15 protein-coding genes and 4 tRNA genes are annotated in these 13,366 nt (G+C 42.5%); 11 read left to right on the top strand and 8 right to left on the bottom strand.

The annotated features are described in order from the left end of the window. Nucleotides 1–2: 2 nt before the first annotated feature. The 4 genes from IE104_RS07360 to IE104_RS07375 all read right to left on the bottom strand — a co-directional run bounded on the left by IE104_RS07360 (nt 3) and on the right by IE104_RS07375 (nt 2,751). Entirely contained in the window at nt 3–317 is a 315-nt protein-coding gene (locus tag IE104_RS07360; protein ID WP_229837700.1) for a SixA phosphatase family protein, read from the bottom strand. A gap of 146 nt (nt 318–463) precedes the next feature. Continuing rightward, nucleotides 464–766, bottom strand: a complete 303-nt coding sequence (locus IE104_RS07365; protein WP_189417125.1) for a DUF4389 domain-containing protein — start codon at nt 764–766, stop codon at nt 464–466. Between the two features lie 3 nt (nt 767–769). Then, nucleotides 770–1,786 carry an NAD(P)H-dependent glycerol-3-phosphate dehydrogenase gene (locus IE104_RS07370; RefSeq protein ID WP_189417126.1) on the bottom strand — a complete coding sequence of 339 codons (1,017 nt, stop codon included), beginning with the start codon at nt 1,784–1,786 and terminating at the stop codon, nt 770–772. A gap of 470 nt (nt 1,787–2,256) precedes the next feature. Next, complete coding sequence (locus IE104_RS07375) at nt 2,257–2,751, bottom strand: flavin reductase family protein (protein WP_189417127.1); 495 nt, start codon at nt 2,749–2,751, stop codon at nt 2,257–2,259. A gap of 215 nt (nt 2,752–2,966) precedes the next feature. On the opposite strand from IE104_RS07375, the gene IE104_RS07380 reads away from it, so the two are divergent. The 9 genes from IE104_RS07380 (at nt 2,967) to ppnP (ending at nt 7,449) form a co-directional block, all read left to right on the top strand. Beyond that, nucleotides 2,967–3,043, top strand: a tRNA-Pro gene (locus IE104_RS07380). Between the two features lie 31 nt (nt 3,044–3,074). Next, nucleotides 3,075–3,151: transfer RNA gene (locus IE104_RS07385), tRNA-Arg, on the top strand. Nucleotides 3,152–3,193: 42 nt separating this feature from the next. Next, nucleotides 3,194–3,269, top strand: a tRNA-His gene (locus IE104_RS07390). 129 nt (nt 3,270–3,398) lie between these two features. Beyond that, nucleotides 3,399–4,259 carry a bifunctional methylenetetrahydrofolate dehydrogenase/methenyltetrahydrofolate cyclohydrolase FolD gene (gene folD / locus IE104_RS07395; protein WP_189417129.1) on the top strand — a complete coding sequence of 287 codons (861 nt, stop codon included), beginning with the start codon at nt 3,399–3,401 and terminating at the stop codon, nt 4,257–4,259. A gap of 63 nt (nt 4,260–4,322) precedes the next feature. Then, the gene (gene truC / locus IE104_RS07400) at nt 4,323–5,102 is read left to right on the top strand and encodes a tRNA pseudouridine(65) synthase TruC (RefSeq protein WP_308429272.1); all 780 of its coding nucleotides are present in this window, start codon (nt 4,323–4,325) and stop codon (nt 5,100–5,102) included. Next, a complete protein-coding gene (gene rsuA, locus IE104_RS07405; protein ID WP_189417131.1) occupies nt 5,092–5,787 on the top strand; it encodes a 16S rRNA pseudouridine(516) synthase RsuA in 696 nt (231 codons plus the stop codon). Before truC ends, rsuA begins: the two co-directional genes overlap by 11 nt. Nucleotides 5,788–5,789: 2 nt before the next feature. After that, nucleotides 5,790–6,833, top strand: coding sequence for a methyltransferase (locus tag IE104_RS07410; protein WP_189417133.1), 1,044 nt, complete (start codon nt 5,790–5,792; stop codon nt 6,831–6,833). Nucleotides 6,834–6,983: 150 nt separating this feature from the next. Beyond that, nucleotides 6,984–7,059 (top strand) — tRNA-Asn (locus tag IE104_RS07415). 108 nt (nt 7,060–7,167) lie between these two features. After that, nucleotides 7,168–7,449, top strand: coding sequence for a pyrimidine/purine nucleoside phosphorylase (gene ppnP / locus IE104_RS07420; RefSeq protein ID WP_189417135.1), 282 nt, complete (start codon nt 7,168–7,170; stop codon nt 7,447–7,449). Nucleotides 7,450–7,494: 45 nt separating this feature from the next. On the opposite strand, the gene IE104_RS07425 is transcribed toward ppnP, so the two are convergent. Continuing rightward, nucleotides 7,495–8,391 (bottom strand): LysR family transcriptional regulator, encoded by an 897-nt coding sequence (locus IE104_RS07425; RefSeq protein ID WP_189417137.1) that lies wholly within the window; start codon nt 8,389–8,391, stop codon nt 7,495–7,497. Nucleotides 8,392–8,496: 105 nt separating this feature from the next. On the opposite strand from IE104_RS07425, the gene IE104_RS07430 reads away from it, so the two are divergent. Together IE104_RS07430 and IE104_RS07435 are read left to right on the top strand one after the other, a co-directional pair. Continuing rightward, a complete protein-coding gene (locus IE104_RS07430) occupies nt 8,497–9,528 on the top strand; it encodes a zinc-binding alcohol dehydrogenase family protein (protein WP_444542195.1) in 1,032 nt (343 codons plus the stop codon). Nucleotides 9,529–9,558: 30 nt separating this feature from the next. Then, the gene (locus IE104_RS07435) at nt 9,559–10,650 is read left to right on the top strand and encodes an alkene reductase (protein ID WP_189417139.1); all 1,092 of its coding nucleotides are present in this window, start codon (nt 9,559–9,561) and stop codon (nt 10,648–10,650) included. A gap of 55 nt (nt 10,651–10,705) precedes the next feature. Here the strand turns inward: IE104_RS07435 and IE104_RS07440 are convergent, their stop codons facing one another. Genes IE104_RS07440 through IE104_RS07450 form a run of 3 tightly spaced genes read right to left on the bottom strand, consistent with a single transcriptional unit; the run spans nt 10,706 to nt 13,167 of the window. After that, the gene (locus IE104_RS07440; protein ID WP_189417140.1) at nt 10,706–12,013 is read right to left on the bottom strand and encodes a hypothetical protein; all 1,308 of its coding nucleotides are present in this window, start codon (nt 12,011–12,013) and stop codon (nt 10,706–10,708) included. 1 nt (nt 12,014) lies between these two features. After that, nucleotides 12,015–12,440, bottom strand: a complete 426-nt coding sequence (locus IE104_RS07445; protein ID WP_189417142.1) for an ExbD/TolR family protein — start codon at nt 12,438–12,440, stop codon at nt 12,015–12,017. Continuing rightward, nucleotides 12,430–13,167: a MotA/TolQ/ExbB proton channel family protein gene (locus tag IE104_RS07450; RefSeq protein WP_189417143.1), complete on the bottom strand. Its 738-nt coding sequence runs from the start codon at nt 13,165–13,167 to the stop codon at nt 12,430–12,432. Before IE104_RS07450 ends, IE104_RS07445 begins: the two co-directional genes overlap by 11 nt. Nucleotides 13,168–13,366: the final 199 nt, after the last annotated feature.

Raw genomic sequence — 13,366 nt, forward strand, 5'->3', positions numbered from 1 at the left:
ATTCATCCCAATACATGCCTTAACCAACGCAATTCGCCGCAAGCACTAGCCGCAACATCACATTCGATTAACGCCATAGAACTGGTATTCATTGGATGAGCGCCACTTGGACTACCGCAAAAGAGATCGATAAAATCACCCACAAAAGGTTGATGACTGGCCAGGAGCACTGCGTTTAAATTTGCCGTTTGAAGTGAATCAAATAAACCGGCAGGATCGCTATCTGGCGTAATTAAATCTGTTGTTTTAATGGATAGGTTAATACCTTGCGCAGCTAAAATATCTCGAACGATTTGCGCGGTTTGCTGAGCGCGCACCAAAGGGCTTGCCCAAATTTCTTCAACATGGCTGATTTCGCGCTTCGTCTGTTGTTATTTGGTTTTCAGCCTGACCATGGCGCAAAACAAAAACTTGCATATCACTACCTCAAATATGCCTCAGCATCTGATGTCAAAAACTGAATTTAATCGTCAACTTCAGTAAATTTATCCGGCTCTGGCCAGTCAGAAAAAGGAAAAGGTTTTTCTTCGCTGGCGTAAGTTAAAAATTTTAACGTATCGAAAATATAAATAGATAAGCTGTGACCAAATCGACGTAAGTTAATATTATCCACACCGGTTATCAGCGAGAAAATAAATTGGGCGATTACTAATATCCACATCACAATGCTGGCAACTTGCAGAACCGCCGCAAAAATCAGCATAAAAATCAAGCGCAGCCAATGCTTGCTGGACGTCAGGTTAGATTTAATTTGTTCATTATTCACGACTTAAACCCCTAGATAATCCACATCAGTATTTTGCTCGCCCATCATCAAACCACGTGCAACGTCTGCAATAGCTTTGTGTTCAAACAAAATTCCGTGCAAACCGGAAACCAACGGCATGTACACGCCAAGTTCGTCAGCTTTTTGCTTCACTTGCTTAAGCGTATTTACACCCTCTGCAACCTGTCCCAAACCTGCAACCACTTCATCCAGATTTTTACCTTGGCCCAGCGCAAAACCTACTCGGTAATTACGACTTAGATCAGATGTACAAGTCAGAATCAAATCCCCCACTCCGGCCAAACCTAAAAACGTCATTGGGTTAGCTCCCATGAGATGCGCAAAGCGCCCCATCTCTGCGAGACTTCTGGTCAACAACATAGCCTGCGTGTTTTGTCCGGCACCTAAAGCCGCTGCCATACCACAAATAATAGCGTAGATATTTTTTAGCGCACCACCCAACTCAACGCCGTAACGATCGTGGTTGGAGTAGACGCGGAAGGTCGCAGAACACAAGGTTTTTTGCACGCAATCAATGACACGCTCATCACTGCTTGCAATAACAGAGCCCGTCTGCTGCTTGCGCACGATTTCTTTTGCGAAGTTTGGGCCGCTCAAGACCCCAATTGGATGATCTGGCAACTCCTGCTCAAGAATTTGACTCATAAGTGTAAAGCCCTGGGGTTCTATGCCCTTGGCAGTACTAATCACTATGGCGTCTTTGCGAAGATAGGGACGTATAGCCTGTGTGACTGACCGAAAAGAATGGCTGGGGATGGACACAAAAATGAGGTCACTTTGACTAACGGCCATTTGCAAATCAGAGGTGATTTCAAGCGAGTCATCCAAATGGTAACCAGGAAGGTACTGAATGTTTTCGCGCGCGGTTTGACACGCGGCTGCATGCTCGGGAGAACGCATCCACAAGAAAGTTTTGTGATTATTGTGGGCGATGATATTAGCAATCGCTGTGCCGAAACTTCCCCCCCCCAACACAGTTACGGTCAAACTTATAGTCATAATGAAAACCTGAGCAAAAAATGAGAACAAATAACGTTTTATCAACAAGCAAAAAGTGAAAAAAAGTGATACCAAAATAAAAATGTAACTTTTCTGCACAAATTCTTTCACAAAAAAATTGTCCACATTTTCTGTGGATAACTTAGTGGATAGTTTTTGGGAAACAGGTCCAAAGCCTTATAAAATCTGCCAGCACCTTAAATTGGTTATTTTTTAACCGCATCAATAATGTCTTTATTAATCAATTGGTTACAGAAATTTATAAGTGTTTTTTGAGCTTTTTTGCCGATTGTTTAACTATTTAGTACATCTGGTGATCAACGCGCATCAGATGTGCATAAAAAAGTTAGTGGTCATTAACCGTGAATCCTCGGTAGAAGCAAAACTTTTACAATGCAAGCAATATTAAACAAAATTTTATATCGAGATTTAAAGTTGTTTTTTGTACTTTATGTGCTGATTTTCGCACTCTATTTAGGTGTAAATTGGCCGTAACTTCCATTAGCATAAAGCAGTGGTGCGAATTCAACATCGCCCAACCGAACCTGCTGAATATGGGCAATCACGATCTGGTGTGAGCCGTAGCTGATAAACATATCTGTTTCACAAAAAAACACAGCTTGTGCATCAGCCAAATAAGGAGAAGCTTTTTCTTTATGCCAATTGCCCAAACTGAATCTGTCTTTTCCAGGCTCCCGACCGGCACATAAGTTAGAAATATCCTCGTGTTCCTGACCAAGAATGTTGACGGAAAATTTGCTGCCCTGGGTTGAAAAATATTCTTGCTGGGAAACCAGCTTGTTTATACAAACCAACAAAGAGGCGGGATTATCAGAGACAGATGTCACAGATGAGGCAGTCATTGCGAATTTTTCGCTTCCAATACGTGCAGCTATCACACAGACACCTGAAGCCAACCGGCGCATTCCAAGCTTCATTGCCTCACTAACGGGTTTATCGTGCATAACATTTCCTCTTATTAGCCCCTTATTCTGACAGAGACTTACAACGAAACAAGTAAGAAACAATAAAAGTATTCTATGAGGTTACTAAGCGCCCAAGTTGCCTAGAAAATATCTAAACCCGCGAATAAATTGAATTTTTTATATTTTTTCGTTGACGAACTTGGGGGGCATAGATAATATGCGCACCACTTGAAATGCAGTGCATCTTAAGTATTCGGAGTGTAGCGCAGTCCGGTAGCGCGTCTGCTTTGGGAGCAGAATGTCGGGGGTTCGAATCCCTCCACTCCGACCACTTTTTAGAACCCTAATATCAAGTCCAGTACGCGCCCGTAGCTCAGCTGGATAGAGCATCCGCCTTCTAAGCGGATGGTCGCAGGTTCGAGCCCTGCCGGGCGTACCATTCAGGGTTATCAACCCAACCTTCTCAAGTTTTACTTCTACGGTGGCTGTAGCTCAGTTGGTAGAGCCCAGGATTGTGATTCCTGTTGTCGCGGGTTCGATCCCCGTCAGCCACCCCATTTCCCCTGTTGTTATTAGTCGCCTCTATTTATCGCTTCATTCACTTTTAATGCTTGGATAGCACTCCTCGCTGTGTGAAAATGCGCGCATATTTTATTTTCATTTTTTAACCTTTTCTGGAGATATCTGTGTCTGCATTAGTATTGGACGGCAAAGCTCTTGCTGCAAAAACTGAACAAGAATTATCGCAACGTGTTTCTGCATTAAAAAGCGCAACCAATGGCCAAACACCGATTCTTGCCACCATTCTTGTGGGCGATGACCCAGCGTCAGCCACTTACGTAAAAATGAAAGGCAATGCCTGTTCACGTATTGGTATGGATTCACTGAAAGTAGAATTGCCATCCAGCACTACAACCGAACAATTGCTCGCGAAAATTCACGAATTAAATAACAACCCAAATGTTCACGGCATTTTGCTGCAGCACCCTGTGCCAGAGCAAATTGACGAGCGTTTGTGTTTCGATGCAATCAGTGCCGCTAAAGATGTTGATGGAGTAACCTGTTTAGGTTTCGGCCGCATGAGTATGGGCGAAGAAGCCTACGGTTGTGCAACACCAAAAGGCATTATGCGTTTGCTGGAAGCTTACAATATTGAATTCTCTGGTAAGCACGCTGTTGTTGTAGGTCGCAGCCCTATTCTTGGCAAGCCAATGGCCATGATGCTATTGAATGCAAATTGCACTGTCACCATTTGCCATTCGCGCACCAAAAACCTTCCCGATTTAATCAAGCAGGCGGACATTATTGTTGGCGCCGTTGGTAAACCAGAATTTATTAAAGCTGAATGGATTAAAGATGGCGCCGTTGTTGTTGATGCCGGTTATCATCCTGGCGGCGTAGGCGATATTGAGTTGGCACCGCTCGTAAATCGAGTTGCGGCTTATACTCCGGTTCCTGGTGGTGTAGGCCCTATGACCATTAACACTTTAATTTATCAAAGTGTTGATTCTGGTGAGAAAAAAATGAAAGCGGCAGCTAGCAAATAATTTTTCACGTAAATTTAAACAGGCGCTTTTATAGCGCCTGTTTTTATTTTAGGCCTACAGCAAATGATGAGTGAACAACTCGATATTATTTATCGCGATGAATATCTGGTGGCGATTAACAAACCCAGTGGTTTGTTGGTGCATCGCAGCATGATTGATCGTCATGAAACTCGTTTCGCTATGCAAATGTTGCGTGACCAAATCGGACAACATGTTTTTCCGGTTCATCGTTTAGATAAACCCACATCCGGTGTTTTAGTGTTTGCATTAAATGCTGAAATGGCCGCATTGATGGGAAATATTTTCTCTGAACATTATTTGCAAAAAACCTATGTTGCTATTGTACGTGGTATAGCACCGGAACATTTGCTACTTGATTACCCTATTATTGAAGAGCTAGATAAATATACTGATCAAAAAGCACGAACACCTGAGCCAAAACCAGCTATTACCGAGTTCTTCCGGCTTGCAGAAGTTAGCTTGCCTTATGCTATAGATAAGTATCCCGAAAGCCGTTACTCCCTGGTTAAATGTTTACCGCGAACTGGTCGAAAGCATCAAATACGCCGTCATTTAAAACACATTAGCCATCCTATTATTGGCGATGCCAAACACGGCAAGGGCAACCACAATCGCTTTTTTCAAAAGACATTTAATGCGAATCGCTTATTGCTAGCGGCTACGGAACTCAGGTTTATTCACCCGATCTATAACACTGACCTTAAACTGGTTGCTCCATTGGATAAAACCATGGCACAACTTATCCAGCGCTTTGCTTGGTATAATGCGTTACCAAGCGAATGGCTTGCCTCGCAAACACAGAGCAATCTTTATGCGCCTTGATAAATTTATTGGCAACAACAGCGAACTCAGCCGCACGCAAATTCATATTGCGATCAAACAAGGCTTGATTACGGTTAACGATCAGCTGATCAACAAAACCAACACGCAGATTAATACCGGCGATAAAGTTATTTGTAATGGCGAAATAATTGAAGAGCGCAAGCTACGTTATTTAATGCTTCATAAACCTGCCGGATATGTTTCTGCCAATTCAGACAGTGAACACCCTACGCTCTTGGACTTAATTGATTTACCTTTTAAGCACGAGTTACAAATTGCGGGCCGCCTTGATTTGGATACTACCGGCCTGGTTTTGTTGACCGATGACGGACAATGGAATCATAAAATTACGTCGCCCAAACACATGCACACCAAAAGCTATTTAGTGACTACTGTAAATGCAATCACCAAAGATCTAATTGTCAGCTTCGCTGAAGGTTTATTGCTTAAAGGCGAGACGAAAAAAACTTTACCCGCAGAACTTAGCATTCTTGATTCCCACCAGGCACGTTTAAGTATTTGTGAAGGGAAATATCATCAAGTAAAACGTATGTTCGCAGCCGTTGGCAACCATGTGATTGCCTTACATCGTGAGCGCATAGGTGCAATTCATTTGGATGATAACCTGCAACCTGGAAAATTTCGTTCGCTGACCAGCGATGAAATTGCGAGCTTTGAGAAATAATCATGACAGACGCGCCTACAACATGGCTTTTGCGCAACATTCATCAGCACTCCACCGAGTGTAGCATTTGGCTTAGTGACGAAAATGTCCTGCGCCAGTTACCAACTGAAAATAGCTGGCCGAATAAACCAGCATTCATTACCAATCGTTGGGATATTGCTGAACACGCCAAAAAGCTGGGCTTCAACACACAATTCAGTGATTTTGATTTAACAACCGTTGCTGACAACAGCATTGATCATATTTTTTATCGTATTTCCAAAGAAAAGGCAGTTACCCATCATTTGATAAACGAGGCGCAACGCATACTCAAACCACAAGGCCAGTTATGGATAAGTGGTCAAAAAAATGAAGGTATAAAAACTTATATTGAAAAGGCTAGCACTTTATTTGGTTGTGAAAAAAATATTCAAAAAGATGGCGTATGTTATTCCAGCAAACTCACCAAGAACACTAATTCGGGTTCGCTGTTGGTTGATGAGGATTATGCTAATTTGCGTGAAACTATCTACCTGGATGGCAAAACCTTATTCAGTAAACCTGGACAGTTCGGTTGGAATAAAATTGATCAAGGCAGCGAGTTTTTAATTACTGAAATCACTCCACTATTATCACCCCAATCTTTTAATCACTGTCTGGACTTAGGTTGCGGATATGGATACCTAAGCATAGCGAGCCTGCATTTACCAATTCTTAAGCGCACATTAACGGATAATAACGCTGCAGCGCTTGCCACAGCAAAAGCGAATTGCCAGCTCTTGAACATCGCAGCTGAAATCATTGCTAGCGATGCAGGTGGAGAATTAAAAAATCAATTTGATTTAATTCTATGCAATCCACCTTTTCATCAAGGTTTTAGTGTTGATGAAGACCTAACCGATAAATTTTTGCGCAATGCCACAAAATTATTAACACCAAATGGCATCGCTTATTTTGTAGTCAATCAATTTATTGCATTGGAAAAAAAGGCACTCCCCTATTTCAAGCAAGTAAATTTAATCGCGCAAAATAAGAGTTTTAAAGTCGTTGAATTGCGCAAAAACTAGGTCAATTTGCCGCATTCTGTACACCGGGTTTACATGCTGTGGAGATATTAACCAAACGCAGCTATATAGATGATTTTTTTAGGAAAAAGGGTTGACCAAGCAAAGTCTCATCTATATTATGCGCACCACTTCCACAGAGGAAGTCACCGATCCGCCTTAGCTCAGTCGGTAGAGCAAATGACTGTTAATCATTGGGTCGCTGGTTCGAGTCCAGCAGGCGGAGCCAAATTTAACGAAGAAGGCTGCATGAAAATGCGGCCTTTTTTGTGTGTGAAAGAAACATACAGATTGGTTAAATAAATCACCCTATCTTTACCTTTAGCGGAGACATTCCATGTTTAAAGTAAACGAATACTTCAACGGCGCGGTTAAGTCTATCGCCTTTCAAACTGAAACCTTACCTGCCACCGTTGGCGTAATGGCTAAGGGTGACTACGAATTCGGCACCAGCCAAAAAGAATACATGACCGTAGTGAGTGGTAGCTTGACCGTGGTATTGCCAGGTAGCGATAAAGCTGAAACTTTTAAAGAAGGCCAAACCTTTATTGTTGAAGCTCACCAAAAATTCAAAGTAACTGCAGATGTAGAAACCTCTTACCTCTGCAAATACGAATAATCGCTTTTCAGCTCCTCAAATGCCCGCATCAGCGGGCATTTTTGTTTAGCTAATCCGCTCTTTTAAATACTTAATTAATGCCGTCATACGATAGGCTTGATATTTACGCTCCTTGTAAAGTAAATATAAGGGTGAAGGTTGGCCAAGAAAGCGGCCCGCGAGCACCTCCACCAAAGTGCCCGAGGCAAGCTCTTCAGCAACATCAAGGGCAGATTTGTACGCAACCCCTTTACCTTCTACTGCCCAACGCTTTACCAGCTCGCCATCGTTAGCAGATCTATCGCCCGTTACGTTGAGCGTGACCAGATCCTTTTCGCATTCAAACTGCCACTTGCTGTATGGCCTTCCGTTGAGATAAAACAATAAGCAGTTGTGCTCAAGCAGGTCTTGCAATTCCTTTATGGGTGTATGCCTTGCGAGGTAATCTGGCGAAGCGACTAATACTCGACGGTTATCACAGAGTTTTGCAGCAATTAAGCTTGAGTCTTTTGGCTGACCGTAGCGGATAACAATGTCTAATTCATCCCTATATAAATCCTGAATTAAATCAGACACATGCAAGATAAACTTAACCTTGGGATTCAACTCCTGAAACTGGTTTAACAAGGCTAACAAATAGTGACGTCCTATATCTGACGGCAAACCAATTCGAATCTCCCCTGCTACCAAGGTTTGCCTGTTACGAAGCTCGTTCTCAGCTATATCCAGCGTACCTAATATTTGCTGCAAATGAGGAATGAAAGCCTCCCCAGCAGCGCTGAGACGCAGGCTCCGGGTTGTTCGTTCAAACAGGCTAACATCTAGCGCGACTTCCAAGCGTTTGATGGCTGCGGAGACTGCAGCGGTGGTCATATTGAGTTGCCGCCCCACCTCACTCATATTGCCACGTTCCGCAACCTGTATAAGAAGCTCCAAATCTTGTAGGGAATATGACCTAGCCATTTCATCCTCTTTATCAAATAGTATTTAATAGTTTTTCAAATGACTGCCACATTATCAAAATTCGCACTTAGGGTTAAGCTAGATCTACATTCTCAGGAGACTTTTATGACTACAGAAAATTTTATGAAAGCCGTTGGCCTCAAAGCCTATCTTCCCATTAGTGATACCAATTCATTAGTTGATGTACAGCTTCCCGTTCCAACGCCCGGTGAGCGCGATCTCTTAATCAAGGTTGAGGCTATTTCGGTCAATCCTGTCGATACCAAGGTGCGCAGCCCCAAAAGCAAAGTTGAAGAAAACTACCGCGTATTGGGATGGGACGCGGTAGGTACAGTCGTTGCGGTGGGCAGCAAGGTTGAGTTGTTTAATGCTGGCGACGAGGTCTTTTACGCTGGCGATATCACTCGTCCGGGCAGCAATAGCGAATTTCAGTTGGTCGATGAGCGCATCGCGGGGCGCAAACCCAAAAGCCTAAGTAATGCAGAGGCAGCTGCCCTGCCTTTAACCGCTATCACCGCGAGCGAGGGTCTGTTTGAACGTTTGGGAATCAGCGAAGGAAAATCTGCAGGGAAAACCTTATTAATTATCGGTGGAGCCGGAGGTGTTGGCTCAATCGCTATTCAACTTGCAAAACAAATTTCCGGTTTAAAAATCATTGCCACCGCATCGCGCCCTGAATCAGCCGACTGGTGCCGCAGCCTCGGTGCAGATGTAGTTATCGATCACCACAAAGATATGGTTCAGGAATTTCGCGCCCAGGGCATTCAATATGCGGATTATATTTTTTGCTTAAACTCCACTGCTAAATATTGGCCAGTCATGAGCGAACTCATCGCGCCTCAAAGTATTATCTGCTCTATTGTTGAACCGGAAGCGCCGCTGGATTTAAATCTTCTCAAATCAAAATCTGCGCATTTTGTATGGGAATTTATGTTTACCCGTTCAATGTATAAAACCGCTGATATGGTGGAACAGCACAATATTCTTAACCGCCTGGCAGATTTAATTGATGCCGGAAAAATTAAAACCAGCCTTAGTAAAACACTCAGTCCTATAAATGCTGAAAATCTAAGGCTTGCACATACGGCGATAGAAACAGGAAAAACGATTGGAAAAATTGCGCTTACCGATTGGTAAGCGCAGTATTTTTAAGCTGAGGTATAAATCATGAGCAATTTGTTTAGCCCACTGGATGTTGGTAGTACTAAAGTTTCTTCACGCATTGTTATGGCGCCTATGACGCGCTGCCGCTCATCGCAACCTGGTGATATCCCCAATGAAATGATGGCTGCCTATTACGCACAGCGTGCGGGCGCAGGATTAATTATTACTGAAGCCACACAAATCTCTCCACAGGGAAAAGGCTATTCATTCACACCTGGAATATATTCCAAGGAACAAATTGCCGGCTGGAAAATAATAACCAATGCAGTACATTCAAAAGGCGGAAAAATTTATAACCAGCTTTGGCATGTCGGGCGCATGTCGCACCCTATATTTCACAATGGCGAATTACCCGTTGCGCCCTCTGCAGTTGCATTTGAAGGACAAGTATGGATTTATGATGAGCAAAAACAAAAAGGCGAAAAAGTCAGTTGCCCTATTCCTCGCGAGTTAACAATAGCTGAAATTAAATCAATTATTAAGGATTATCAAAGGGCTGTTGTAAATGCGATGGAAGCAGGATTTGACGGAGTGGAAATCCATGGTGCTAATGGTTATCTAATTGAACAGTTTTTACGTACTACATCAAACCAACGCACCGACGAATATGGTGGATCCATTGAAAATCGTTTACGATTTTTGAAAGAAGTTGTCACTGTGGTAGTTGACGCGATTGGTGCAGATAAAGTAGGCATTCGTTTAGCTCCCTTCATTACTGCACGTGGAATGAATTGCCCTGAAATTTTGCCATGCATTTTGGAAGCGGCGAATTTTCTCCAGTCTAAAAATGTCAGTTACATACATTTAGCTGAAGCTGATTGGGACGATGCGCCTAAAGTTGATGAAGATTTCCGTCGCGAGTTACGCAAAGGTTTCCATGGAAAAATTATTGTAGCGGGCAAGTTCACTAAAGAGCGAGCAGAACAAATTTTAGCGCAGGGTTATGCTGACTTGGTCGCGTTCGGCAGACCTTTTATTGCGAATCCAGACTTTCCAGCACGTCTAAAAAATAATTTAGCCTTGGCGACCCTTGATCCAAACACATTATTTGGTGGAACTGAACGGGGTTATAGTGACTATCCTGTAGCGATTTAATCAAAGTTAAAAAGCGTGGCGAAGGTATTTTCGCTACGCTTTTTATTGAAATAGATTATTTCGTCAGTACCAGTGAAAAAAATGCTGCAGTATCAGAATTTGTCAGCTTGAATTTAAAGGTATTACGCCCCGCGTTAAAATGAACCTTACGCTTAAATTCAGTTAAATTCCAATTTTCACGCTCCGGGTTATTTTTGTCATAGGCCAAGGCGTTAAACTTTTTATTAAACACCGTACTATCCCAAATCAATTGATTATTCAATTCAAGACTCGCAAAATCATCAGCACCAATCCAAACCCAAAAATCTTGTTCACGCTCAACAATAATTTCGGTGTATCCAAAAAAAACGCCTGCTTTATCAACCTGTGGTGGGATTAGCGGATATTGCGAATTGCTAAGATATTTCCAGCTTACCGGATGATTTTCCTTACCATAATAAACCCCCTCTAAATCCACTGCGTATTCTGGCGGATGCTTGGTTGATGAATCAGCAAAGGGACCTATGATGTACCAGCTGTTGATAAACAATCGATCAGCGGGTCTCCCAGAGCTTTTAATAATTCGCCCAGCGACTTTTTTCGGGTTTTCACGATTAACACGCGGAATATGATCCAACCATAAATCCACAAAATCATTCTTACTGTGCAATCCCTGCTGCGCTGTATTACTTGCAATAGACGAATCCAAACCTTTTATAAGATTAGGATCACCTTCGCTGTAATAAGCTAAAGGTGGAGCCTTGGCCTTTTTAACATCGGTGGTGGAATTTCCATATCCCCTAATTTTTATATCGTTTTTTCTGTGGCTTAAGACATCCTCCGCCTCCTTCTCCATAGCTTCGGCCAACTTCATCATGGTTGAGCCTTTTATCCTGTTACCTCTATATTGAGGAAGATCAATTTCCATATTCATAACCCGCTTCATAACATCGGAGCGCGGCATAGTTACAGCTCTTTGCAAATCCTGAGCCCTAAGTTCACGCTCTATCTTTCGAATATTTTCAGAGATTTTATTTGCCAGCTCCATTAATTTCGATATCGTCACTTTTGGATCATTGATCGCTTGAGCGTCCACAGGTTCCAATTGTAAATTTTTCTTAATGGATTCATCCAAACTATTCACTAATTCATTTTGGGCTTGCGCAATGCTCTTCACGCTTTGGTGCATTTTCATTTTATAGGTATTATTCATGGAAACTTTTACCCGTTGATCAACCAGACTTTTGGCGACGGGAGGTTTTACAGCAAGATGACTTAGGATGTAAAAAAGTACGAGATGAAATACAACCGAAAACAATAAATAACCGTGCTTGTTAAAAAGCCATTTGAGGTTATAAGACGACATGGAAAGATTAACAGCCACGTTATTTATTCCTGGTTTGTAAAGCAATATTGGTTAGTCCTTCAAATTGGCACAAATCAATTACGCCAACGATATACTTGTAGGGAACTGTTTCATCGCCTGCAATTTCAACCAATGTTTGCTTACTCTTAGCTCCCACATCTTTAAGGTGATCTTGCAAGCCTTTTGTCGTTATTGCTTCACCTTGTAAAAACAAATTGCCTTTTTTATCAATGCTGATAGCTACAATTGTTTCTGCAGCCACACCTAAATCAAGATTGGTGCTAGCTTCTGGCAATACCACCGAGAGTTCACGCTGCCCTTGTGTTGCAGTTTGTTGTGAAAAAGATGTAGAGACCATGAAGAACATCAATAGAAAAAAGATGCAATCTATAAGTGCAATCAAACCAATTTCTGGCTGCTCATCATCACCAAGATTAATTCGCATGGGCCACCACTTTTAAATTAGAGGGATTCAAAGTCGCATGTGAAGATGAAAACCATTCGTTAATTATTTGGTTAAGGGCTTGCTCAAGTTGCAAGCTAAAGACCACAGAACGGTGCTTGAAAAAATGATGCATGGCTAAAGCGGGTAAAGCGACGCTCAAGCCTGCTGCAGTGTTAATGAGTGCTTTTGATATACCACCAGCCAATAGCGCGGGATTACCCATTCCTTGCGAATAGGCAATAACGTGAAATGCCTCAATCATACCTATTACGGTTCCCAACAAACCAACAATGGGTGCAACCGTCGCAACGATTGCCAAAGCATATGCTTTTTGCTGATGTTGACGAAGTTCCAGCGAAGCAATTTCACTAGCGCCAGCGGCAAGCGTTCCTGGCTGCTGATGTCGGTGATTGAACAAGTAATAGAGAATTCGGCCCAAGGTATTTTTTTCAGATTCAAGGAGCGCTTGTATTTTTTCACTATCACCTTCTTGCCATAAAGGTTTGACTTTAGCGATAAGCTCGGCAGGAAAAATATATTTAGCACGAAAGTTAAGGAGTCTTTCCATGCTCACTGCAACCAACAAGATAGACATTAAAAGGATTACAACTAAGGCAATTCCGCCTTCCGCAAACTGTTCGGTAATATTAAGTTCGGCAGCCGTAGCAGAAGCTGAAAAAGCCGAAGTAGTAGAAATTAAAAGAAGGGATGCGAGAAATTTCAACATAGTTAACCTGCAGTTATTTGAAGAAAGACAAAATCAGGCGATCTGATTTTCTCGTGTTCAATGCTGAAGGTTATTATTGATAGATTAAAACTGAGGTGGACCTAAAGATGCCGAGTGGCGCTTAAGGAGGATAAGTGGAAATTTTGTCGCGGGTAGAACACTTGACGGCTTAGCCTATCAGAGAAGGACGACAGACCGG

It is taken from the genome of Cellvibrio zantedeschiae (assembly GCF_014652535.1).
Taxonomy (GTDB): domain Bacteria; phylum Pseudomonadota; class Gammaproteobacteria; order Pseudomonadales; family Cellvibrionaceae; genus Cellvibrio; species Cellvibrio zantedeschiae.